Origin of the sequence: Xanthomonas sp. WHRI 6106 (genome assembly GCF_040202405.1) — a bacterium.
GTDB classification, from domain to species: domain Bacteria; phylum Pseudomonadota; class Gammaproteobacteria; order Xanthomonadales; family Xanthomonadaceae; genus Xanthomonas; species Xanthomonas cannabis.
Map to the genome: position 1 here is coordinate 232,897 of NZ_JBEGFC010000004.1, position 24,450 is coordinate 257,346.

Genomic DNA, 24,450 nt, shown 5'->3' on the forward strand with positions numbered 1-24,450 from the left:
CCCGAAGCGATCTGATGAAGGTTCGCATCCTGGGACTTGTGACCAAATCAGTCAATAGTCACAACGAAATTTATGGCGACAGGCTGCGTAGCACCAGACCCGACAGCAGCACCGGCATGTCTTCGACCTGCTCCAGGTTGTACTGGAGCATCGCCGGATTCATGTACGGGCGCAGCACCGCGTAGACGGCCTGGGCGGCCTCGTCCAGCGGTGTCTTGCGCTCGAAATCGCCATTCAGACGGCCCTGCTGCAGCACGTCGTGCACCAGCTTCTGCATGCGGACCTCGTAGGCCACGACCGACTGCCAGCGCTCGGTGGCGGCCGACGCGGCAATCTCATACAGCTTGCGGTCCTGGAAGCACAGCCGCAGGCTGGCCTCGGTAATCACCTTGAAAAGTCGACGGATTTTCTCCGGTGCCTGGTCGGTTTCGTCCATTGCGGCGCAGACCTCGGTCTCGATCTGGCGCATGCAGTTGGTGCAGATCGACTCGCCGATGGCCTGCTTGGACTCGAAGAACTTGTAGATGTAGGCCTTGGAAAACCCGATCGCCTTGGCCAGGTCCGAGACAGAGGTCTTTTCATAGCCATAGCGGCTGAAGTGGTCGGTGGCGGCGACGACGATCTGGTCGCGCACGTCGTGATCGACCGGGCCCCGGCCGGAAACTGGGTAACTGGATGCTTTGTTCATTTCGACAGCTTAGCTCCGTCGCCCCCGACTTACAAAAGTGACCATTTCGTATTACAGTCACTCACCGTCCCGTCACCCTGGTCCCGTCATGCCGTTACTCCGCACCCTTGCAGCGCTTATCGCCGCCAGCCTCGCCGCAGGCTGTGCGGTGGGCCCCAACTATGCTCGTCCGGATGCTCCCCTGCCCGAGCACTATCTCGGTCAGGCCGCCGTGGCTGAACGCCAGGCCAGCGCACAGGCCGATCTGGACAGCTGGTGGGTCGGCTTCAACGACCCGGACCTGAGCCGCTACGTCACCGCCGCACTGGCGCAGAACCTGGACCTCGCGCAGGCCACCGCGCGGGTGACCCAGGCCCGTGCCGGGCTGACCGCCGCCACCGCCGCGCTGCTGCCTTCCGGCAACATCAACGGCAGCGCGACGCGCGCCTACCAGTCGCTGGAGACGCCGCAGGGCCAGGTGCTGAACAGCCTTCCCAACTTCGATCGCTACGCGAGTATCTACGAGGCCAATCTGGGCGCCAGCTGGGAGCTGGATCTGTTCGGCGGCCTGCGCCGCGGGCGCCAGGCCGCGCTGGCCGACTACCAGGCCACCGACGCCGGCGCGGCAGCCACGCGCCTGGCGGTCGCCGCGCAGACCGCCGACATCTACATCAGCATCCGCGGCCTGCAGGCGCGGCTGGACGTGGCCCAACGCCAGGTCGCCACCCAGCAGGGCCTGGTGTCGATGGTGACGCTGCTGCACGGCAAGGGCCTGGCGGCCGAACTGCAACTGCAGCAGGCCCAGGGTGCACTGGCCCAGGCCCAGGCCACGGTGCCCGGGCTGGAGGCCGGGCTGGTGGCGGCCATGAACGCGCTGGATGTGATGCTGGGCGTGGCGCCCGGCACCCACCGCGCGGAGCTGGCGGCCAGCAAACCCATCCCGGCTGCGCCGCAGATCGCCGACAGCGGCACGCCGGCCGACCTGCTGCGCCGCCGTCCCGACCTGATCGTGGCCGAGCGCCGGCTGGCCGCGGCCAATGCGCGCATCGGCGTGGCGATGGCCGAGTACTACCCCAAGTTCTCGCTGAGCGGCCTGCTTGGCAGCGCCACCGCCATCTCCGGCGGCAATCTGTTCACCGGCGATGCCGCGCAGTCGTCCGGCGTGCTGGGGCTGCGCTGGCGGCTGTTCGATTTCGGCCGCATCAACGCGCAGATCGCGCAGGCCAAGGGCCAGGAAGCCGAGCAATTGGCTGCGTACCGCCTGGCTGTCCTGCGCGCCACCGAAGATGTGGAAAACGCCTTCACCGCGCTGGTCAAACGCGAGCAGCAGGCCAACGTGCTGACGCAGGGTGTGGAGGCGTTGGGCAAGGCGCGTGGCGCCTCGGCGCTGGCCTACGAAAAAGGCACCGTCAGCCTGATCGAAGTGCTCAACGCCGACGACAGCCTGCTGCGCGCGTCCGATGCGCAGGTGCAGGCGCGCACCGAGGCTGCGCGCAGTGCGGTGGCGACGTTCAGGGCATTGGGTGGTGGCTGGCAGACCGGAGGCAATGCGGCGGTGGCGGTGCAGCGGCAATAGCAATAGCGGTAGAGCGCGTGTGGCTTCACCCCGTACCCTCACCCCAACCCCTCTCCCGCAGGAGAGGGGCTCCGGCTGCGTGCACTGCGCCGCACAGTGAAAAGACATCCCTTCTCCCGCCGGGGCACCTTCTCCTCCTTCATGGAGGAGAAGGTGCCCCGCAGGGGCGGATGAGGGTACGTGCGAAGCCTGGATTGCTTGCGCACCTTTTCATTACCCCAGGAGCGTCGCCGTGCCGCGTCTCGCTACACCATCGCAAGTCCGAACGTACAACATCGATGCGTGCAACTTCGATGCACAACTCCGAGCGTCCAATGCACGTAGCGCGTAACGCGTTGACCGCAATCAATCGGCATGAAACCGAATGCCCTCATTGATCGCGCATTGATACGCCAGCACCGGCCCGCGCTGCTGCAGTGCCGGCAGGTCGTACATGTAGGTGGTGAAACGCACGCTGCCATCCGGGCGCAGCTGGTAACGCATGAACTGCTGGATCGGCTTGCCATCGTTGGCCACGGTGAAATGCGAGCCAGAGAATGCGGCGGTGCCATCGTCGGTGATGCGATAGGCATCGATATGGCGACCACCGCGGGTCCTGCTGATCGGCGTGCCTTGCTCGGGTGTGCAGCGACTGAGATCAGTCGTCAGGCTGACGTCGTAACCGGATTCCAATGCGGCAATGACGTCGGCTCGCGTCTTCAGCGATTCGCTGGCCAATGCAGGCAATGCACTGGCGCACAGTACAGCGGCAACCACAGCGGGGATACGTCGGGACATGGCGAACTCCAGGCAGAGGAGGGAAACAAGTGCCCTGGACGTTGGTCAGCCCAGGGCGGACACCATGCGCCAGTCGCGCCCGCCGCCGCGCGCCGCCGCGCGCCGCGCTACGCATTGCGCGGCATGTTTGCGCTGCGCGACAACGCGCGGGCACGGCGCACAGTTTGGTTATGCCTTCCTGCGCAGAGGCTGTTGTCACGGCTGCTGACCCGAGGAAAGAAGGCCCGGCACGCACCTACAACCGCGCATTGACCTCGCGCGGCACCTGTTCCGGTTCCGGCTGTAACGCCGGTGTTGCCCCCAGCAACAAGCGCTCGGCGAGCGCGCGCGTGGCCACACGCAATTCGGGGACGGCGGTGATTTCCCAGTAACGCCCACGCAGCAGCGGACCCACGCAATACAGCCCCGGCACGATCTGCCCGGCGCCATCGCGCACGCGCAGCTGCGCATCGGTGTCCACCCCAAGACCCAACGGATCGGCACGCAACAGGCCCGCTTCGCGCATGCCGGCGATCAACGGGTCGCTAGTGCGGTCGATATCGGTATCCAGACCCGTAGCGCGAATCACCGCGTCGTAATGGCCCGTCTGTGCATCGGCAGCGCCGCGCGGGCGGATCACCGCCTCCACCCCGTCCGGCACCCAGCGTGCGCGCAGCAGCCGCGCTGCCGCCACCTGCAGCTGTCCGGATGCCTGCAGCTGCGCCAACTGTTCGGCCGCACCCGGCGCCACCCGATGCCGCGCCACTTCCCAATACGGGCGCAGATGCCGCAGGAAGCGCGCACGCTGGGCAAGGTCCAGCCGCTGCCACAGCGGTTGCAGATGCGGGCGCAAGGCATCCACCACGCGACGCCAGTCGTCGACCACCGCACTCAGCTGGCGCACCCCGCGCAGCAGGCCACGCAGGTCGGCATCCTTGAGTGCACGTTGCAGATGCGGCGGCAACTCCAGCGCTGCGCCGGGCTGGCGCAGATGCGCCTGCGGTGCCAGCCCACGCCGCGAAATCGCCAACATGCGCCCGCGGTGTCCGCGCGTATGCAGGGTCAGGGCCACATCCACCATGGTCAGCCCGGTACCCACGATCAGCACGTCGTCGTCGGGCGCCAGCCGCGACAACGCATCGCCCTGCCACGGCCAGCCGATGTAGCGCGGGTGCACGCTCAGGCGCGGGCCAATGCCCGCCAACGCCTGCGGCTGCAACGCGCCCACCGCCAGCACCACGCGGTCGCTCTGGAACGCATCGCCATTGGCAAGGAAGACGCGAAAGCCCTTGCGCACGCGCTCCACCGCCACCGCCTCCTGCGACAGCCGCACGACCGAGGCCTGCGCGCCGCTCACCGCCGCATCCAGCTCGCTGCGCAGATAATCGCCGTAGGCCAGGCGCGGCAGGAACTCCAGCCGCCCGCTCTCACCCAGATGCAAGGTGTCGGCAAAGGCGCCGGGCGCCTGTGCATCGATGCCCAGATCCTTGGCACGCACGTTGAGCAGATGCTCCGGCCGCGCCGCGCCATAGGCGATGCCGCTGCCGAAGGTCTCGGCCACGCCCACCAGGGTGATGCGTACCTGCGCATCGGCCGTCTGCGCCAGTGCACGGACCAGCGCGGTGCCGCAGAAGCCGGCCCCGATGACGGTGATATGGGTTTCCATGTGCAACTCCCACTGAATGACCCGCACGTTGTGCCCGCAGCGCGGCGCCAGTGTGTAAACGTTTGGTTAGCGACGCGCGGCCAAAACGGCATGAGCACATCGCCAGCGGTGATGAGGCTTGTGGCGCAGGCAACGGCTGTCGGACATGACAGCGGCCGCCACTGCACGCGGTGGTGTCGGCAGCGGCTGCACGCGGCTGTTTGCTGCGGCGCTGCGCAACGTCAGCCGCGTCTGTCGTGGCGAACGTGCTGGTGCAGTTCAAGGACGGACGGGCGTCGTTGGGCGTGGCTGGCTGACCGTGCATGAGGCGACCGTGTCGCCCGGCTGTCTGATAATGCAGCTTTCCGATCCGAGCCCCCGTCATGTCCACTCCCGCTGTTCGCCCGCAACGTGTGCTGATCGCTGGTGGTAGCCGTGGCATCGGCCTGGCGATCGCCGAGGCATTCGTGCGTCACGGCGCGCAGGTCTCGATCTGCGCACGCACTGCCACTGGCCTTGCACAGGCTGCAAGCGCACTGGCGGCGCATGGCGCGCCGGTGCACACACTGCCCTGCGACCTGGCAGACACCACCCAGATCGATGCCTATGTGCAGGCCGCCGCGCAGGCACTGGGCGGGCTGGACGTGGTGATCAACAACGCCTCCGGCTACGGGCATGGCAACGACGATGCGAGTTGGCAGGCCGGACTGGATGTCGACCTGATGGCCGCGGTGCGCTGCAATCGCGCCGCGTTGCCGTATTTGCGCAGCAGCGATGCAGCAGTGATCCTCAACATCAGCTCGATCAACGCACAACGCCCCACCCCACGTGCCATCGCCTATTCCACCGCCAAGGCCGCGCTCAATTACTACACCACCACGCTGGCCGCAGAGCTGGCGCGCGAGCGCATCCGCGTCAACGCCATCGCACCGGGCTCGATCGAATTTGCGGATGGCCTGTGGGACAAGCGCAGTCGCGAGGAGCCGGAGCTCTATGCACGCATCCGCGACAGCATCCCATTCGGTGGCTTCGGGCAGGTGCAGCACATCGCCGACGCCGCACTGTTCCTTGCCTCGCCGCAGGCGCGCTGGATCACCGGCCAAGTGCTGGCAGTGGATGGCGGGCAGTCGCTGGGGGTGTGAGCGGGTAGCGCGATAGGTCTGTAGGAGCGCGCTTGCGCGCGATGAAGCGTTCCCGATGACGCCCCATCGCGCGCAAGCGCGCTCCCACACAAGCCATGCAATCAACGCAGCTGCTACACCAACTCCGCCGCCTCAACACGATGCTCGCCGCGTGCTGGCGATAACGCAGCGCCCACCATCGCGGCGGCAATCCGCTCGGCCGGGTTGATGCGGAAGCGGCGTGGCAGGAGCGGGCCGAGTGCACCCAGCACGAGGCCGCCAAGGTGTTCGCCGGTGCGGCGTTCGTCGCGCTCGCCGCCGATCAGTCCCGGGCGGACGAAGGTCAGCGACGGGAAGCCAATCGTCCGCAGATCGCGTTCCAGTTCGCCCTTGACGCGGTTATAGAAGATGCGCGAGTGCGCATCGGCACCGGCCGCCGAATTCAGCACGAACACCGAGGTGCCCTGCGCGCACGCGGCGCGTGCCAGCGCCATCGGGTAATCATGATCGATGCGGTAGAACGCCTCGCGCGAGCCGGCCTGTTTCATGGTGCTGCCCAGCGCGCAGATCGCCGCTTCCATGCGCGGGGCGGTCCAGTGCTCCAGGCGTTCGAAGTCGATCACCTGGTTGCGCAGCTTGGGATGGATCTGCGTCAGCGGCCGCCGCGTCAACGCCACCACGCCGGTGCAACGCGTATCGGCGAGCAACTGCTGCAGGACCTGCTTGCCGACCAGGCCGGTCGCCCCCGTCAATAACACATCCATCAGCGCGCACCTTCGGAAACGATGCGTGCACTGCTGATCACGCGATCACGCTCCACCGCCAGCAGGGTGAGCGAATGGGCGGGCGCCTTCCATTCGCTGCCACCGGCCACCACGCGGCTGCCGTGACGCGCGGTATCGACCAGCACGCGCCAGTGTTCGTCATGCATGGCCGGCAGGATGAACGACACGCTGGTGGAGGCGGCATTGATCAGCATCAGCAAGGTGACGTTGGCGGCGATCTCGCGCAGGCCGGTGGTCGGCGAGCGGCCGTCCAGGCGCAGCATCAGGGCGCGTGCCTCGGGATCGTGCCAGGCGGCTTCGTCCATCTCGGTACCGTTGGGCGCCAGCCAGGTGAGATCCTTCAGACCCAGCGCTTCGTCGAATTTGCCGTCGAAAAAGCGTGCGCGATGCAGCAGCGGGTAACGCTGACGGATGCGGATCAGGCGGCGCACGAAGGCGGCCTGATCGGCCGCCGCGGCCTTGGTGGCGGCGGTCCAGTCGATCCAGGTCAACTCGTTGTCCTGGCAATACGCATTGTTGTTGCCGTTCTGGCTGTGCCCGAACTCATCGCCGGCCAGCAGCATCGGCGTGCCCTGCGACAGCAGCAAGGTGGCCAGCAGGTTGCGCATCTGCTGCCGGCGCAGCTGCTTGATCGCCGGGTCGTTGGTGTCGCCTTCCACGCCGTAGTTGGCGGAGATGTTGTGGTCGCTGCCGTCACGGCCGTCCTCGCCGTTGGCCATGTTGTGCTTGCCTTCGTAGCTGACCAGATCGCGCAGGGTGAAGCCGTCGTGCGCGGTGACGAAGTTGACCGAGGCGGTCGGGCGGCGGCCGCTGTGGTTGAACAGGTCCGCAGAGCCGGTGAGGCGCGTGGCCAGCTCGGCCAGCTGACCGCCGTCGCCGCGCCAGAACGCACGCACGTTGTCGCGGAATTTGTCGTTCCATTCCACCCAGCCGGGCGGAAAATTGCCCACCTGGTACCCGCCCGGGCCGATATCCCACGGCTCGGCGATCAACTTGGTCTGGCTCAGCACCGGGTCCTGGCGCACCGCGTCCAGGAAACTGCCGGAGGGATCGAAGCCATAGCGTTCGCGGCCGAGGATGCTGGCCAGGTCGAAGCGGAAGCCGTCCACGTGCATTTCCTGCACCCAGTACCGCAGCGAATCCATCACCATGCGCAGCGCGCCGACATTGGTCAGGTCGAAGGTGTTACCGGTGCCGGTGTCGTTGATGTAGAAGCGGCGATCGTCGGCCAGGCGGTAATAGCTGGCATTGTCGATGCCCTTGAACGAGAGCGTGGGCCCCAGCTCGTTGCCCTCGGCGGTGTGGTTGTAGACCACGTCCAGCAACACCTCCAGCCCGGCGTGATGCAGGCGCGCCACCATCTGCTTGAACTCGGCCACGGTGCGCGTGGACATGTAACGCGCCTGCGGCGCGAAGAAGCCCAGCGTGTTGTAGCCCCAGTAGTTGCGCAGGCCTTTTTCCAGCAGGTATTGATCGTCGACGAAGGCGTGCACCGGCAGCAGTTCCACCGCGGTCACACCGAGTGAGCTGATGTGGTCGATGAGCTCATCGGTCTTCAAGGCGGAGAAGGTACCGCGTTCGTCCAGCGGCACCGCCGGATGCAGCATGCTCAGGCCGCGTACGTGCGCTTCATAGATCACCGTGCGGTTCCAGGGCGTCTGCGGCGGGCGGTCCTGGCCCCAGGTGAACGCCGGGTCGATCACCGCGGATTTGGGCATGAACGCCGCGCTGTCACGGCGATCGAAACTCAGGTCCTTGTCGCGGTGGCCGATCGTGTAACCGAACAGGTGCGGCGCCCATTTGAGTTCGCCGACGATCTGCTTGGCGTAGGGGTCCAGCAGCAATTTATTGTGGTTGAAGCGATGCCCCGCGTCAGGGGCGTAAGGACCGTGCACACGGTAGCCGTACAACTGCCCGGGGCGGGCGTCGGGCAGGTAGCCGTGCCAGACCTCGTCGGTGTATTCGGGCAGTGCGATGCGCTCCTGCTCGCGGCCACGTTCGTCGAACAGGCACAGCTCCACGCGGGTGGCATTGCGCGAATACAGCGCGAAATTGACACCCAGGCCATCCCAGGTGGCGCCGAGCGGGTTGGGACGGCCTTCGCGGATGCGCGAGCGCTGGGTGAACTTGCGAGTGGCCATCGGTGACTCCTTAGAACGGTGAACTCAAGACGGTGTGCGATTGCGATTGCCGGCGGGTCCACCCGCACGGCGCGCCACCTGGCGCCCCGTGCAAGGTGCCCGGGACCACGTTACTGGCGTGCAGCGATGGGTGTGGCCGCAGACTCGGCGGCCTGCTCGGCGGCGCGTTCTTCGGCATCCACCAACCGCTCGGCCATGGCCCAGTGGCGGTCCGCATGCCCATCGGGACGGCCTTCGGCCTCCCAGATCTCCTGTGCCAACTGGCGAAGCCGCGCCTGCCGTTCCATGTCGTTCATTGCGTACGTTTCTCTCGATGTCGATTACTGGGAGGTCAACAACACTGCCACTGGCGAGCGTGCAAACAGCGTGGACAGTGCCACACGGCCGCGTTGCGGCTGCAGCGTGCTGCCATCGAGCACATTACGGTATGTGCCCTCGGCCAATGCCAACGACGCCTGACCCCAGGTCGCCGGCGGCACCAGCAACGGCAGATCGCCCTCGTGTTGATCACCGGCGCCCAACAGGGTGACTGCGACCACTAGCGCCTGCCCGCGATACTGACGACGGAACGCCAGCACCTGCGCATCGCCACTGACAGCCACGTTCAACGGCTGATAGTCGCCCTTCGCAAACAGCGCCGGATGTTCGCCACGCAGCTGCAACAGCAGCGCGGTGAGCCGCGCCTTGACCGCGCCATCGCGCCAGCCGCGCAGCAAGGTATTGAAGTCGCGCGCCTGCTCCAGCCACTGCTGGCGTTGCGCGTAATCGACCGGGCGGCGGTTGTCCGGGTCCACCAGCGACAGATCCCAGCCTTCGGTGCCCTGGTACAGATCGGGCACGCCGGGCACGGTCAGACGCAGCGTGGTTTGCACCAGCGCATTGCGGGCGCCGGCCGCGGCGATGTGATTGCTGGCGCGCAGCAAGGCGCGACGCAGCGGCAACCCGGCGCGGCTGGTCAGCACCTGCTCCACGGTGGCCTGCACGGCCTGTTCGTAGGCGGCCGAACCGTCGGTCCAGCTGGTATGCAGCTTGGCTTCGCGCACCGCCTTGAGCAGCCACTGCGCCACGCGCTCGGCGTACTCGGCCAGCGGCTCGGCCTGGTCGGCGCCCAACCCGATCGGCCATGCGGCCACCAGGGTCTGCCACAGCATCTGCTGGTCGCCGCCGGCCAGCGCGGGCGATTCCAGCGCTTCGGCCAGGGCATCGAACTGGGTGCTCTGCTCGACCCACCACCGCGGCTGTTCGGACAGCACCGCCAGCCGCATGCGCAGGTCTTCGCCGCGCTTGTGATCATGCGTGGCGGTGGCCAGCAGCGCGCGCGGGTAATGCTTGGCACGCTCGGCATTCTGCGCGTGGAACTCGGCGGCCTCGTTGGCGAAATGGGTCGGATGGCTGCCCACCTCGTTACGCGAGAGCAGCACGCCATGCCGGTAGAACGCGGTGTCTTCCACCGCCTTGGCATTGAGCGGCGCAGACAGCTGCTCCACACGCCGGCGCAGGATGCGTCGCAGCGCGATCTGCGCACGGTCGGCACCGCTATCGTCGAGCAGCCAGCGCTCGATCGCATCCACGGCCGCCACGATCGACTCGGGCATGCCCTCGCGCGCCTGCGCAGCGGTGGCACTCAGCCGCTCTGCCTCGCTGCCGACGATGCCCTTGGCACCGGCGTAGGTGCGGTACACCGGAAACCAGCGCAGCAGCACGCATAAACCGCGCGCCAGCATCTGCGGGCTGAACTCGCGCGTGGGCGGGTCCAGCCGCGCCAGGGCCGACAGCGCACCGACCGCGCGATTGAATTCGGTCTGTAGCGGGCCACGCAGCATCTCGTCGCGTGCAGCGCGCTCTTCCTGCGCGAAATCGCCGCTGCGTCCGCTCACCCGCTGCCAGGCACGCGCCAGCGGCTTGAAGCCGGCTGCGTCGTGCAGCACGCCGCCGACCTGGTCCATGAAGTCGTAGCCGGTGGTGCCATCGCAGGGCCAGTCGGCCGGTAAGTGCTCGCCGGGGGCGAGGATCTTTTCCAGATACAGCCCCAGCGTGCCGGGCTTGAGCCCGCGCGTACGCCCGGCCGCATCCAGCCGGCTGCGCAACTTGCGCACATACCCGGTGGGATCGGTGAGCCCGTCCACATGATCGATGCGCAGCCCATCCAGATGGCCTTCGGCCACCAGCCGCAGCGGCAGCGCATGCACTGCGTCGAACACGGCCGGCAGTTCCACCCGCAACGCCACCAGCGAGGTGATGTCGAAGAAGCGGCGGTAGTTGAGCATGTCGTTGCCCACGCGCCACCAGTTCAAGCGATACGGTTGGCGCTCGATCAACTTGTGCAGCCGGCCATCGCCGCGCTTGGCGCCATCGTTGTAGTCGCGCAGCCACTGCGCGCGTGCCGCTTTGTCCGGCACCTCCAGCGTTTGCGCCCGGATCGGGTAGCGCTGGTCGTAATGTGCCAGCGCGGGGCTGCCATCGTCTTCGATCACCAGAGTGATCAGACCTTCGGCCAGCGCGGTGGCATACGGGCGATCCAGCACCGCCAGCCATAACTTGCCGTCGCGGCCCGGTGCGCGCCAGTCGATGTCGAACCAGTCGGCATGCTTGGCGCTGCGGCCGTTGTGCAACACGTCCCACCACCAGGCGTTTTGCGCGTGCGTGGCCATGTGGTTGGGCACGATGTCGGCGATCAGGCCCATGCCGTGTTCGCGTGCGGCTTGCGAGAGCGCGATCAACGCGTCTTCGCCGCCGAGCTCGGGGTTGACCACGGTCGGGTCGATGTTGTCGTAGCCATGCGTGGAGCCCGGCACAGCGGTGCCGATCGGCGACAGATACAGATGGCTGATGCCAAGGCCGGCGTAGTACGGCACCTGCGCGAGCGCGTCGTGCAGGGTGAACCCGGCATGCAGCTGCAGGCGGGCGGTGGCGCGAAGGTCGATCATGGGTGCGGTTCCGTAACGGCCGCGACGCGACGCGCCTCGGCAAAGCCCTGCAGCGCCGTGCTCAGGCGCGCATGCGGCAAGGGATCGGGCAGGCGTCGACGCCAGTTGGGATGGACCTCGACGGTACCCGGCAGATTGGGTTGTTCTTCCAGCGCCAGCGCGTCCTCCACCGGCAGCAAGGCCAGTGGCGAGACGCTGGTGGCGGTAAAGCGCAGCGCGCCCAGCAGCGGGTCGCCCGCAGCAGCCAAGCCGGCGTGTTCGACCGCCGCGTCCAGCCGCGCGACGTCCTTGCTGCGATCGTTGGTGTCGCCGTCTGCCTGCGCAGGCGCGATCAATTCCAGCGTGCGGCGCCATTCGATGTCGCGGCCCGCACGCCAGCCGGTGAGCGTGGGCAGATCATGCGTGGTGGTGGTGGCAATGGCATCGGGCCGCCACAAAGACGGCGCGACAAATGCGCCGTCCTTGTCGCGGGTGAACATCAATACATCGATGCCCATCACCCCACGCTGCGAAAGTTCCTCGCGGATGCCCGGCGGCACCACGCCCAGGTCCTCGCCGATCACGATGGCGCGATGCCGCCACGATTCCAGCGCCAGCAGATTGAGCAGATCGTGCAGCGGGTAAGCCAGATACGCGCCTTCGTTGGAGCCGGCGCCATCGGGTACCACCCACAGCCGCATCAGGCCAAGAATGTGATCGATACGGATCCCGCCGCGGTCGCGCAACACCGCGCGCAACAGCGCGATATACGGTGCAAAACCACTGCGCCGCAGCGCCGTGGGCGAATACGCACCGATGCCCCAATGCTGGCCATCGGCATTGAAGGCATCCGGCGGCGCGCCCAGCACCAGGCCACGCAACACGGTGTCTGCAGCGGCCGCGGCTTCGGCACCGTTGGGGTCGAAGCCCACGGCCAGGTCGGCGATCAGGCCGATCTTCATGCCGCGCTCGTGCGCTTCGCGTTGCGCATCGGACCAACTGCGCGCGGCCAGCCACTGGGTGAACACATGCAGCTGCGGGTCGTTGTCGCCAAAGTCCTGCGCGGCGAAGCGTGCGAAGCCCTCCAGTGCCTGCCCGCCCGCGTTGCGGAACGCGAGCAGATCGGGGTGGTCCGGCGCCACCCGCGTATGCAGGTGGCGCAGCAGTTCCCACTTGGCCTGGGCCGAGGCCGGCCAGTCGATCAAGCCATTGGCGTGCAGCGTGTCGAAACGCTGGCGCAGGCCGTCGACCTCGTCGATCGCCTGCAGCGCCAGTTCGCCCAGCACGCGTACCGGCGCGGCATGCAGCGGGTCGAAAAAGCGCCGGTCGCTGGGCGAATACGGGCTGTAACCGCCGGTGACCGGGCGCGAGGCATGCACTGGACTCAGGGCCAGTGCATCGGCGCCGGCCAGTGCCGCATGCCGCAACCATTCCACTGTACCGGCGGCATCGCCGATGCCGCCATCATCGAGACTGCAGGCCGAATACACCTGCAAGGCCATGCCCCAGGCACGCGGCGCCGGCTGGCCGCAGGCGTCGGCCACGCTGAAGCAGCGTTGCGGGGCGACGGCCACCTGCTGGGTCAACCCGCCGATCTGCAGCGTCCAGTAACCGAAGCGCTGCGGTGCGCGCAGCTGCCCTTGTGCGTCGGCACGCGCGTCTTCGCTGCCACCCGCCTCATCGGTCCAGCGGCCGCTGGCATTGGCGGCCACCCGCAACGCCAGCGGCTCGCCCACCTGCACGGTGAGCAGCGGCGCCACTTCGTCGGACTGCGCCTTGCAGCGGCGCAGACTGTCTTCGCGCTGACTGGCGGTGGCGGCAGGCAGGTCCAGCGCGGTGAGCACCGCCTGTACCGATGCCTCGGATACCTGCCGCGGCTGGTCGCTGGCATCCACCCAATCCACCATCACCCCGGCCGCGGCGGCCAGGGTGTGCAAGGGGTTCGTGCTCATGTGCGGTCCTCGTGCCAGGCGATGAAGCCATCGACCGGCAACTGCTGCGCATCGGCATCGACATTCTCGGCATACGCCACGCGTCCGCGCAGTGGCGGCAGTGGCACTGCAGCGGCGCCGACGTTGAAGGCGACATGCCACAGCCCATCCGGCAACTCCCAGGTCGCGGTCAGCGCGCCCTCGGCCAGCACGCTGGCGCGCAGCGCGCGCGCTTCGGCCAGTCCCGGTACCAGCCACTGACGCCGCACGCCCAGCAACGCGGTGAACCACGCCGTCCAGCGCGCACCATCGCCGTGCGCGGCATCGTCGATCGGCGATCGCGACGCTTCGAACGTGGCATGGCTGTTGGGATCGGGAATGGTGGCGCGCTGCGCCTCGTCGGCAAACGCGGCAAAGTGCGCAAACTCCTTGCGGCGGCCTTCGCGCACCGCATCGTCCAGCGGCGGGCCGAAGTCGGTGAAGAACAGGAACGGCTGCGTAGCGCCCCACGGCTCGCCCATGAAGAACAGCGGGATCATCGGCGTCAACGCGGTCAGCGCCAATGCGGCACGCAAGCGTTTGGGCGCCACCAGCACGCTCAGCCGTTCGCCGCGGGCACGGTTGCCGATCTGGTCGTGGTTCTGCGCAAACACCACAAATTTATGCGGCGGCAATGCACCGCTGGGCTCGCCGCGCACATGCCCACGCGGGTCGGGCTCGCCCTGGTAGGCAAAGCCTTCGCCCAGCACACGCGCAAGATGCTCAGTCGGCTTGTCGGCGAATGCGGCGTAATAGCCTTCTTCTTCGTCGGTCAGCAGCACATGCAGGGCGTTGTGGAAGTCGTCGTCCCACTGCGCGGTGTAGCCGCGTTGCAGCTGCGAGGCCTGGTTGGCCTCGTTTTCCAGCACCAGGTGCACGTGGCGCCCCGCCGGCAGGCTGGTCTCCACGGTCTCGCGCAAGGTGTCCAGGAACGCATTCGGGGTGATCGCATGCACCGCATCCAGGCGTAGCCCGTCGAAGCGGTATTCGTGCAGCCACATCAGTGCGTTGTCGAGGAAGTAGCGCTGCACCGGCGGCTTGCGGAAGTCGATCGCGGCACCCCACGGGGTGGGCTTGTCTTCGTTGAAGAACGGGCCGGCATAACTGTGCAGGTAATTGCCGTCCGGGCCAAAGTGGTTGTAGACCACATCCAGCAACACCATCAGGCCGTGTCCGTGCGCGGCATCGATCAGCGCCTTGAGCGCGTCCGGGGTGCCGTAGGCGTCGGCCGGCGCATACGGCAGCACGCCGTCGTAGCCCCAGTTATGCGCACCTGGAAACGCGCTCAATGGCATCAGCTCGATGGCGGTGATGCCCATCGCCGCCAGGTGCGGCAACTGCGCCTGCACTCCCGCATAACCGCCACAGGTGCCCACGTGCAGCTCGTAGATCACCGCCTCGTCCCATGGCCGTCCCTGCCACTGGGTGTTCTGCCAGGCGTAGCCGTTGGTGGGCTGGACCGCGCTGGGGCCGTGCACGCCTTCGGGCTGCCAGCGCGAAGCCGGGTCCGGCACCGGCTCGCCGCCGTCCACGCTGTAGCGATACCGCGCATCCGCCGCGCAGGCGAACCTGGCGCTAAAAAAGCCGTCCGCTCCGGCCTGCAGCGCGTGGCGGGTGCCATCGTCGAAGACCACCTCCACGCGCGTGGCGTCCGGTGCCCAGAGCGCGAAGCGCACCTGTCCCTCACCCGCTGGCCATGCGCCCCAGGCCGGGGTGGTGTCGTTGCGCTGGTTCATCGTTATTTCTCCGCTTGCAGATAGAGCGTGGCCAGCGGCGGCAGGGTCAGGCGCAGGGATTGCGCATGCCCATGCATGCCCATCGGTTCGGTCGCCAGGCGACCGCTGTTGCCGAGGTTGCTGCCGCCGTAATGGGCACTGTCGGTGTTGAGGATCTCGCGCCAGAGGCCGGCACGCGGCACCCCCACGCGATAGTCGTGAAGCGGCTGCGGAGTGAGGTTGCTCACTGCCAGCAGGGGCGGCGCACCGCCGTCGGGGTCGTGACGGATGAAGGCGAGCACGCTGTTGCGTGCGTCATCTGCCACGCTCCAGTCGAACCCGTCAGTGCGATGGGTGCCGCGATACAGCGCGGGCACCCGGCGCAAGGTGGCGTTGAGGTCGCCCACCAGTCGCTGCACGCCGCGATGTGGCGCACCGTCGAGCAGATGCCAGTCCAGCGACTGATCGTGGTTCCAGTCCGCCCACTGGCCGAATTCGGCGCCCATGAACACCAGTTTGTCGCCGGGGTGCGCCCACATCAGCGCCAGGTAGGCGCGCAGGTTGGCGAAGCGGCGCCAGTCGTCGCCGGGCATCTGCCCGAGTAGGCCGCCGCTCCCATGCACCACTTCGTCATGCGACAACGGCAGCACGAAGCGTTCGTCGAAGGCGTACACCAGGCCGAAGGTGAGCTGGCTGTGGTGTTGCGCACGGTCGGCCGGATCGCGCTGCATGTAGCTCAGCGTGTCGTGCATCCAGCCCATGTTCCACTTGTGGGTGAACCCCAGCCCGCCGTCGCTGATCGGCGCGGTCACCCCCGGCCAGGCGGTGGATTCTTCGGCGATGGTCAGCACGCCGGGATGGCGCGCGGCGATCTCGCGGTTGAGCTGGCGCAGGAAGGTCACCGCCTCCAGGTTCTCGCGGCCGCCATGGGCGTTGGGCACCCACTCGCCTTCGGCACGGCCGTAGTCGCGATACAGCATCGAGGCCACCGCATCCACGCGCAGGCCATCCAGATGGTAGTGGTCGACCCACTCCAGCGCGCTGCCCAGCAAATAGGCGGTCACTTCGGGCCGGCCGTAGTTGTAGATCAGCGTATTCCAGTCGCGGTGCATGCCTTCGCGCGGGTCGGCATGCTCGTACAGCGCGGCGCCATCGAACTGCGCCAGGCCGTGGGCGTCATCGGGAAAATGCGCGCTGACCCAGTCCAGGATCACGCCGATGCCGGCACGGTGGCAGGCATCGACGAACTGCGCAAAGCCGTCCGGGCTGCCGTGACGCGCAGTGGGTGCATACAGCCCCAACGGCTGATAGCCCCAGGAGCCCCCGAACGGGTGTTCGGTGATCGGCAGCAGCTCGATATGGGTGAAGCCCAGCTCCTGCACGTACGGGATCAGCTGCGCGGCCAGGCTGGGCCAGTCCAGTGGCTGGTTGTGCCCATCGCGGCGCCACGACGCAGCGTGCACCTCGTAGATGGACAGCGGCGCCGGCATCGCCTGCGCATGGCGCTTGCCCATCCAGTCGGCATCGGTCCACGCAAACGCGGCGGCACCCGGCACCACCGAGGCGGTGGCCGGCGGCAGCTCGCTCTGGCGCGCGACCGGATCGGCCTTGAGCACGACCCGGCCATCGGCAGCGGTAATCGCATATTTGTAGCGGGCACCGGCTTCCACGCGCGGCAGGAACAGTTCCCAGAAGCCGCCGATCCGCTGCCGCATGGGATGCCGCCGCGCGTCCCAGCCGTTGAAGTCGCCCACCACGGCCACGCGCTGTGCATGCGGCGCCCATACCGCAAAGCGCACTCCGGGCACATCGCCGCACTGCAGGTGCCGGGCGCCCAAGTCGCCGCGCAGCGCCTGCCCGTCGCCGGCGGCGATCTGCAGCAGCATCGATTCGTCCAGGGTCGGGCCAAACGCGTACGGGTCTTCGATCTCCTGCACCGCCTCCGGCCAGACGATGCGCAGCCGGTACGGTCCCTCGACCGCCAGCTCGCCTTCGAACACGCCGTCGAACGCGCCCGGCTGCATGCGTGCAAGCAATTTGCCACGCGGATCGATCAGGCCCATTGCCTCGGCGCCCGGTGCCAGCACACGAACCCGGCGGCGGCCATCGGCCTGCAGGTGTGGGCCCAACACGGCAAATGCATCGGCCGGCGCGCCGTCGGCCAGGGCCTGCAAGGCGTGCATGACGTCAGACATCCCTTCCATGGTCACACCGTCTTCCGTGTGTTGCCCCTGCACGCCCTGCCGTTCGCTCATGACACCGTCGCAAGCGCAGGCGCGGTTGCAGCGGTGTGTTCGTAGAGGGAAAGATATTTCTTGCCGGCCACATCCCAGCCGCTGGGCCGCAGCATCGCCGCGCGGCGCATCGCCGACAGCAGGCTGGGCAGGCGGAAGGTGCGGAACGCGCGCTCCAGGCAGCGACGCAGGGCCTCCACGCTGGCGTGCTGGAACAGGAAGCCGGTCACGCCATCGTCCACGGTGTCGATCAGCCCGCCGGTGGCATGGGCGATCGGCAGGCAGCCGAAGCGCTGCGCGTACATCTGGCTCAGGCCGCACGGCTCGAAGCGCGACGGCATCAGCAGGAAGTCGGCACCGGCAAACATGCGCCGCGCCAAGCCTTCTTCAAAACCGATGAAAGCACCGACCTGGCCGGGATACCGGCGGGTCAGTTCGGCCACCTGGTGTTCGATCTCCGGCTCGCCACCACCGATCACCGCGATCTGGCCGCCGGCCGCCACGATCTGCGGGGCCACCTCGCAGATCAGGTCCAGGCCCTTCTGGTGCACCAGCCGCGAGACCACCGCAAACAGCGGGCCGGTGCTCTCGCGCAGGCCAAACGCCTTGCGTACCTGGGCCGCATTGGCCTGGCGACCCTGCCACTGGTTCACGCTGAAATGCGAATCCAGGTGAGCGTCGGTCCGCGGGTCCCAGCTGGCGTCGATCCCGTTGACGATGCCGGTCAGCGCGCCCTTGGCCGCGCGGCCGGCCAGCAGCCGGTCCAGCCCGCAGCCCTGGGCCGGGCCGGTGATCTGCTTGGCGTAGCTGACGCTGACCGTATTGACGTGGTCGGCATTGACGATGCCCCCGCGCAGGAACGACATCTGCCCATAGAACTCCAGCTCGGCCACACGCTCGGCCGGGATGCCCAGTGCGGCAGCCATCGAATACGGCACCAGGCCCTGGTAGGCCAGGTTATGGATGGTCAGCAGGCAGGGCGTGGTGCCGCCGGACCAGCGCACATAGCCGGCCGCCAACGCGCACGGCCAGTCGTTCAGATGCAGCAGGCGCGGCTTCCAGCCCAGCCCGGCATGGCCGGCAGCGATCTGCGCGGCGGCATGCGACAGGGTAGCGAAGCGGATGGCGTTGTCTTCGAATTCCGAGCCGCTGGTGCTCACATACGGCGAGCCATCGCGTTCGAACAGTTCCTTGGACAGCAGGATGTAGATGGGCAGCCCGTCGGACTGCACGATGCGGCCGATGTCGCAGGCCGGCAGCGCGGCATGCGCCAGCACGCGGCCCACGATCTCGACCTTGCCGGCACGCTCGAGCACCGCGCGGTAGCCGGGGATCAGCACGCGCACGTCGTAGCGGTGACGCAGCGCGCGCGGCAGCGCGGCCGCCACATCGCCCAAGCCACCGGCCTTGATGAAGTCCGCCATCTCCGACACCACGAACAGCGCCCCACGGGTATCGGCCAGGGACACCGGCAGACGCTCGTGATGACGGATGAATCGCCCGCGCGCATCGCGTGGCCGCCCGCTCTTTTTCAGCGTGGGGAGCAACGTGCTGCGATCCAAGCGTGCAGTAGTGGCGTGAAGCGGCATCATGGCAACCATCTAAACGTCCGTCGTAAAGTGGGTGGAGACGGAAAACGGCGAAGCGAAAACCATCGTCTGCCGATCTGGCCAGACGACCTGCTGCGAATGAGGAGCGGGGCCGACGCGCGTACTCCACGTCGTCCTTGCTGATGAATCTACACCCCGTCCAAATAAAATATGCGTGAACATGTGCTGACTTTTCTGCGACAGCCCACATTCCGTTACGTACGGTTGCGCATGTCTGCCGGCATAAGCGATGCATTGCAGGGCCATGAGATCCCCGTATCGGTGCATCTGCACTGCAACGCACCGAATGCGGGAGCGCATGGCCGCGTTCGCCGTCATCCGCGTAACCGGTTCATGCGCGTCGGCTCAGGCGCAGTCAAGGCGTGACGCGCTCGCGATTCCTGACCGAACGAGTGCTCAATCACGCCGCGACAGGGCCTGAGCCCGCTCAAGCGACCCGCGCGCGGGCCGATAACCCGCCATAGCACGTCGACCTTCGAGACCTGGCATGGCTGACCAGCCTGAACTTCCAAGCCGCCCGCGTGGCGGGCTGCGCCGTCTGTTGCCGTGGGGCGGCACCGACAGCGCGCGTACGGCTGCCGCGCTTCCCAGCGTGCGCGGCAGCACGCATGGCGGGCATGGGCTGGCAGCCCATCAGTTGGTGCCGGCCAAGGCCAAGTCGGGCGCGCCCGACCCGGCGGCCGCCACCGCCATGCTGATCCGGCTGTTCTCGCATGCTGCGCATCCGGAGGCCCTGCTGCTGGCGTTTGCCGAAGGCATTGCCAGCCTGCACGGCGAGCTCGGCGACATGGGCGTGCGCCTGAGTGCGGCCTACGCGGCCGGCGACTGGCTGGGCTACGGCCGCACGCTGCGGCAGTTGATCGACAAGTACATCCGCACCATCGACATCGGCGATTCGCTGGCCGAAGGCCGCACCGAAGCCGAACAGCTGCGCGACCTGCTCCGGCACGCCCTAGGCAATGCCCTGGCCACCCTGCTGCAACGCAGCCCGGAGCTGGCCGAGGAAGCGCAGACGCTGGCCTCGGCGCTACGCCATTGGCGCCCCGGACACGAGCTGATCACGCTGGAGCAGCGCCTGCGCGAGCTCAGCCACCAGATCGGCCTGCGCGCCGAAGATGCCAGCGAACAGCAGAACCTGTTGCTGGGGTTATTCGACCTCTTGCTGGAGAACGTCGGCGAACTCCTGGACGATCGCAGCTGGTTGCAGGGCCAGATCTCGGTGGTACGGCAGCTGCTGGCCGGCCCGCTGGACGGGGAGTCGATCGAGCAGGCGCGTGGCACCTTGCGCGAGGTGATCTACAAGCAGGGCCTGCTCAAGCAGGGCATTGCCGATTCCAAGACCGCCATGCGCGAGATGATGGTGTCCTTCGTCGACCGGCTCGACGGCATGGCCACCAGCACCGGCGAATATCACGACCGCGTTGCCGGCTATTCGCAGGCGATCGGCGACGCTCGCAGCATTCCCGACCTCAATCGCCTGTTGCAGGATGTGCTGCAGGACACTGCTGGCGTCCAGGCGCAGGCGCTGGCTGCACGCGACGAACTGCTGTCGGCACGCCGCCAGGTGGAAGACGCCGAACAGCGCATCGCCTCGCTCGAACAGGAGCTCAATGCCGTCGCCGGGCTGGTGCGCGAGGACCAGCTCACCGGGGCGCTCAACCGGCGCGGTTTCGAAGAACTGTTCCAGCGCGAGGCCGCCCGCACCCAACGTGGCGGGCAGCCGCTGTGCGTTGCGCTGCTGGACCTGGACGACTTCCGCCGGCTCAACGAGGCCCACGGCCACGCTGGCGGCGATGCCGCGCTACGCCACACCGTGGACGTGGCCAAGGCGGTGTTGCGCACCACCGACGCCATCGCCCGGTTCGGGGGCGAGGAATTCGTGCTGCTGTTACCGGACTCCACCATCTTCGAAGCCAGCGCGGCGGTCATCCGGCTCCAGCGCGCCCTGGCCCAACGCTCGCTGCTGCACGAGGACGTGCGGATCTTTGTCAGCTTCAGCGCCGGCGTGGCGCTGCGGCACACCGACGAAACCCAGGACGACCTGGTCCGCCGCGCCGACCGCGCCATGTACGACGCCAAGGCCGCGGGCAAGAACCGGGTGATCAGCGCCGACTGATGCTCAGCGCCCGGCGTGTGCATCGCTGGCGAGGCAGGCCGGGCGCGTTCAAGTGCGAATCCCCGGCGCGGTGACCAGGCCGGCCCGGGCGATACGGCATTGGTCAGGTCGCCGCTGCGGCGCCCGACCGACGCCGGCGCCAGGCATCAATGGGCCGCCTTGGTCCCGCGCAGCTTCTGGAACCCGGTGACTGCCGCCAGCACCACCGCGCCGGCGACCACGCCGACCAGCATGTTGCCCAGCGCTTCGACCAGCCAGCCCAGGCCACCGGCCGACGTGGCCAGGTCCGTCACCGTGTGGTGAAGGATGGGAATGTCCTTTACCAAGATGTGGCCTCCCACTAAAAACATCGCAACCGTGCCAGCCACCGATAGAAACTTCATCAGCCATGGCGCACCAATCAAGATGCCGCGGCCAAACGCAGCCAACGCCGCGCCCTTCTTGCTGAGATACAAGCCTAGGTCGTCCAGCTTTACGATGGCGGCGACTAAGCCGTATACACCGACGGTCATGACCAATGCGATCGCCATCACGGTCAAAACCTGCTGTTCAAAAGGCGCGTCTTGTACCGAGCCAAGCGTGAGCACGATGATCTCGGCCGACAGGATGAAGTCGGTGCGGATCGCGCCCTTGACCTTGTCCTTTTCCAGCGCCACCACATCGACCTGCTCATCGGCCAGGGCGCGGGTGCGCTCGGCATGCCGCTGCGCTTCTTCCTCTTCGTCGTGCAGGAACTTGTGCGCCAGCTTCTCCACGCCCTCGAAGCACAGATAGGCACCGCCGATCATCATCAGCGGCATCACCAGCGGAATGTTGTAGCCGCGCCCGCGCAGCCAGGCCTCCAGCGCGCTGATCGCCAGCGCCGCCGGCACCAGGATCACCTTGTTGACCAGCGAGCCCTTGGCCACCGCCCACACCACCGGCAGCTCGCGGTCGGCGGTGACTCCGGTCACCTGCTGCGCGTTGAGCGCCAGATCGTCGCCCAGCACGCCGGCGGTCTTCTTGGCCGCGACCTTGGTCAGGATGGAAACGTCGTCCAGCAACGTGGCGATGTCGTCGAGCAGGGTGAACAGGCTGGCACCGGCCATGCGGAGGTCCTTGGGGGTGGTCGTGCGTGGGTGGGCGTGAATTCTCGCCGATCCCGCCCGCGCGTGGGGTGATGGCAGACCATTGCGCGATCGTTGCGCGCCGTTGCGCGGCCGATGCCGGCATCGGTCTGCATCGCAGGCGCATCCTGCGGCGGCCGCCGGCAGCGCTCGCACCACGGCTGCGGGCGGGCCCGGATTCACCACCTGACGACCCGGCGCTGGCCACACTCGCCGCTTGCATGACGCACCGGAGATGGCCTTGAGTCCCAACGACCCGCACCGCACACCGGCCTCGGCCGCGACCCCGGCCGAACACGCCGTGGTGGGCGGCATGAGCCGGCGCACGCAGATCCTGCGTCTGTTGCTGCGCTATCGCGGGTCGGGTGTGTTTGCCGGCATGAACCTGGACCCGGGTGCCATCAACGAGTACGAAGTGCCTGCCGAAGGCACCCCGGACCAGTTCGTCTCGGACCTGGAATCGCTCGGCCCCACCTTCGTCAAACTGGGCCAGATGCTGTCCACGCGCCCGGACATCGTGCCACCGGAGTTCGCCACCGCGCTGGAACGCATGCAGGAGAACACCAGCTCGGTGCCGGTGGAGCGCATCCGCCAGATCATCGAGGAAGAACTCGGCGTGTCGGTCAACAAGGCCTTCTCGCACTTCGACCCGGTGCCGCTGGGCTGCGCGTCGCTGGCACAGGTGCACCGCGCCGCGTTGCGCGACGGCACGCCGGTGGCGGTCAAGGTGCAGAAGCCTGAAGTGGCCGCGCAGGTGCGCTCGGACCTGGACGTGCTCAAGAGCTTTGCCACCGCCGCCGACCGGCTGACCGGCATCGGCCGGCGCGTGCGCTTTGCCGACTGGCTGGGCGAATTCGGCAAGACCCTGCGCGCCGAGCTCAATTACGAGGACGAAGCCGAGACCCTGGTGCGCTTTGGCAAGCACCTGGAGCCGTTCCCGTTGTTGTGGGTGCCGCGGCCGATCTGGGACCTGAGCAGCCGCAAGGTGCTGACCATGCAGCTGGCCGAAGGCGTGCGCGTGGACAAGATCTCCGGCCTGCGCCGCACCGAGCAGCCGATGGACAACCTGGCCGCCGAGCTGGTGAAGGGATATCTGGACCAGATGTTCGTGCATGGCGAAATCCATGCCGACCCGCACCCGGGCAACCTGCGCGTGCTGCAGGACGGACGCCTGGCCATCTTCGACCTGGGCATGGTGGCGCATGTGCCACCCCGCCTGCGCGAGCGCCTGCTCAAGCTGTTGTTTGCCGCCGTCGATGGGCGGGGCGAAGAAGTCGCCGAAGAGACCATTGCGTTGAGCACGCGCCTGGAGGACTACGACGAAGACCGTTACCAGCGCGAAACCGGGCAGATGATCGCGCGCTACGCTGCGCACGACACCACCTCCGAGGGCCGCGTGGTGCTGGATCTGGTGCGGATCGCCACCTCCACCGGGCTGCGTACGCCGCCGGAGCTGAGCCTGCTCGGCAAGACCTTGTTGAACCTGGAAGGCGTGTGCCGCGCGCTGTCGCCCGCGCTGGACACCCGCCGCATCGTCGAGCGCCACCTGCAGCACGTGATGCGCGCGCGCCTGAAGAAATCCTTGTCTGCGGCCAACCTGGCCAGCGAGGCAATGGAACTGCAGCATCTGGTGCGCGAAGGCCCGCGCCGCATGTCCGAGATCCTGTCGCTGGCCGCAGAGAATCGGCTGCAGATGCGCGTGACCGGGCTGGAAGAATCGCATCTGATGGAAAGCCTGCAGAAGATCGCCAACCGCGTGGCGGCCGGCATCGTCACCGCCGCGCTGATCATGGCCTCGGCCCAGATGATGCGCATCGAGACCGGCTTCAAGCTGTGGGGCTACCCGGCCATTGCGATGGTGCTGTTCCTGCTCGGCGTGGTGCTGGGCCTTGGCATCGTGCTCAGCGCACTGCTGTTCGACCGCCGCGTGCGTGCACGCGAAGAACGCGGGCATCGCTAGCACTTCAACAGACCACACTTCCGCGTAGGAGCGCACCCGGGCGCGACAGGGTTTCACCCCGCTTCGCCTGCCAAGACCGCCGCGTAACGTGGACCGGGCGACATGGCGGCATCCATATGTCGCCCAGGCGCGGGAAGCACGC

The 24,450-nt window shown here is 67.6% G+C and carries 16 protein-coding genes; 4 read left to right on the top strand and 12 right to left on the bottom strand.

Annotated elements, in window-relative coordinates; genetic code table 11:
• Positions 1–70: 70 nt before the first annotated feature.
• Positions 71–688 carry a TetR/AcrR family transcriptional regulator gene (locus tag ABQZ09_RS08635; RefSeq protein WP_166749723.1) on the bottom strand — a complete coding sequence of 206 codons (618 nt, stop codon included), beginning with the start codon at positions 686–688 and terminating at the stop codon, positions 71–73.
• Between the two features lie 88 nt (positions 689–776).
• On the opposite strand from ABQZ09_RS08635, the gene ABQZ09_RS08640 reads away from it, so the two are divergent.
• A complete protein-coding gene (locus ABQZ09_RS08640) occupies positions 777–2,243 on the top strand; it encodes an efflux transporter outer membrane subunit (protein WP_349776668.1) in 1,467 nt (488 codons plus the stop codon).
• Between the two features lie 345 nt (positions 2,244–2,588).
• Here the strand turns inward: ABQZ09_RS08640 and ABQZ09_RS08645 are convergent, their stop codons facing one another.
• The gene (locus ABQZ09_RS08645; protein WP_349776669.1) at positions 2,589–3,020 is read right to left on the bottom strand and encodes a VirK family protein; all 432 of its coding nucleotides are present in this window, start codon (positions 3,018–3,020) and stop codon (positions 2,589–2,591) included.
• Between the two features lie 235 nt (positions 3,021–3,255).
• A complete protein-coding gene (locus ABQZ09_RS08650) occupies positions 3,256–4,665 on the bottom strand; it encodes an FAD/NAD(P)-binding protein (RefSeq protein WP_349776670.1) in 1,410 nt (469 codons plus the stop codon).
• 362 nt (positions 4,666–5,027) lie between these two features.
• Here ABQZ09_RS08650 and ABQZ09_RS08655 point away from each other — a divergent pair, with 362 nt between their 5' ends.
• Positions 5,028–5,786: an SDR family NAD(P)-dependent oxidoreductase gene (locus tag ABQZ09_RS08655; RefSeq protein ID WP_349776671.1), complete on the top strand. Its 759-nt coding sequence runs from the start codon at positions 5,028–5,030 to the stop codon at positions 5,784–5,786.
• A gap of 113 nt (positions 5,787–5,899) precedes the next feature.
• On the opposite strand, the gene ABQZ09_RS08660 is transcribed toward ABQZ09_RS08655, so the two are convergent.
• The 8 genes from ABQZ09_RS08660 to glgA all read right to left on the bottom strand — a co-directional run bounded on the left by ABQZ09_RS08660 (position 5,900) and on the right by glgA (position 19,117).
• Positions 5,900–6,529 carry an NAD(P)H-binding protein gene (locus tag ABQZ09_RS08660; RefSeq protein ID WP_349776672.1) on the bottom strand — a complete coding sequence of 210 codons (630 nt, stop codon included), beginning with the start codon at positions 6,527–6,529 and terminating at the stop codon, positions 5,900–5,902.
• Positions 6,529–8,691, bottom strand: a complete 2,163-nt coding sequence (gene glgX / locus ABQZ09_RS08665) for a glycogen debranching protein GlgX (protein WP_349776673.1) — start codon at positions 8,689–8,691, stop codon at positions 6,529–6,531. Before glgX ends, ABQZ09_RS08660 begins: the two co-directional genes overlap by 1 nt.
• 110 nt (positions 8,692–8,801) lie before the next feature.
• On the bottom strand, positions 8,802–8,987 hold the full coding sequence (locus tag ABQZ09_RS08670) for a DUF2934 domain-containing protein (RefSeq protein WP_047695471.1): 186 nt from the start codon (positions 8,985–8,987) through the stop codon (positions 8,802–8,804).
• Between the two features lie 24 nt (positions 8,988–9,011).
• Positions 9,012–11,618 (bottom strand): malto-oligosyltrehalose synthase, encoded by a 2,607-nt coding sequence (gene treY / locus ABQZ09_RS08675; RefSeq protein ID WP_184553329.1) that lies wholly within the window; start codon positions 11,616–11,618, stop codon positions 9,012–9,014.
• Positions 11,615–13,549, bottom strand: a complete 1,935-nt coding sequence (malQ, locus tag ABQZ09_RS08680) for a 4-alpha-glucanotransferase (RefSeq protein ID WP_184553331.1) — start codon at positions 13,547–13,549, stop codon at positions 11,615–11,617. The genes treY and malQ overlap by 4 nt, the downstream gene beginning before the upstream one ends.
• The gene (treZ, locus tag ABQZ09_RS08685) at positions 13,546–15,303 is read right to left on the bottom strand and encodes a malto-oligosyltrehalose trehalohydrolase (protein WP_349776674.1); all 1,758 of its coding nucleotides are present in this window, start codon (positions 15,301–15,303) and stop codon (positions 13,546–13,548) included. The genes malQ and treZ overlap by 4 nt, the downstream gene beginning before the upstream one ends.
• A gap of 2 nt (positions 15,304–15,305) precedes the next feature.
• The gene (locus ABQZ09_RS08690; RefSeq protein WP_349776675.1) at positions 15,306–17,537 is read right to left on the bottom strand and encodes a 1,4-alpha-glucan branching enzyme; all 2,232 of its coding nucleotides are present in this window, start codon (positions 17,535–17,537) and stop codon (positions 15,306–15,308) included.
• The gene (gene glgA / locus ABQZ09_RS08695; RefSeq protein WP_047695476.1) at positions 17,534–19,117 is read right to left on the bottom strand and encodes a glycogen synthase GlgA; all 1,584 of its coding nucleotides are present in this window, start codon (positions 19,115–19,117) and stop codon (positions 17,534–17,536) included. The genes ABQZ09_RS08690 and glgA overlap by 4 nt, the downstream gene beginning before the upstream one ends.
• Before the next feature lie 496 nt (positions 19,118–19,613).
• Between glgA and ABQZ09_RS08700 the strand changes: the two genes are divergently transcribed.
• A complete protein-coding gene (locus ABQZ09_RS08700) occupies positions 19,614–21,242 on the top strand; it encodes a GGDEF domain-containing protein (RefSeq protein WP_349776676.1) in 1,629 nt (542 codons plus the stop codon).
• Positions 21,243–21,388: 146 nt separating this feature from the next.
• On the opposite strand, the gene ABQZ09_RS08705 is transcribed toward ABQZ09_RS08700, so the two are convergent.
• On the bottom strand, positions 21,389–22,330 hold the full coding sequence (locus ABQZ09_RS08705; protein ID WP_184374719.1) for a DUF808 domain-containing protein: 942 nt from the start codon (positions 22,328–22,330) through the stop codon (positions 21,389–21,391).
• A 253-nt stretch (positions 22,331–22,583) separates the two neighbouring features.
• Here ABQZ09_RS08705 and ABQZ09_RS08710 point away from each other — a divergent pair, with 253 nt between their 5' ends.
• Positions 22,584–24,308, top strand: a complete 1,725-nt coding sequence (locus ABQZ09_RS08710) for an ABC1 kinase family protein (protein ID WP_349776677.1) — start codon at positions 22,584–22,586, stop codon at positions 24,306–24,308.
• Positions 24,309–24,450: the final 142 nt, after the last annotated feature.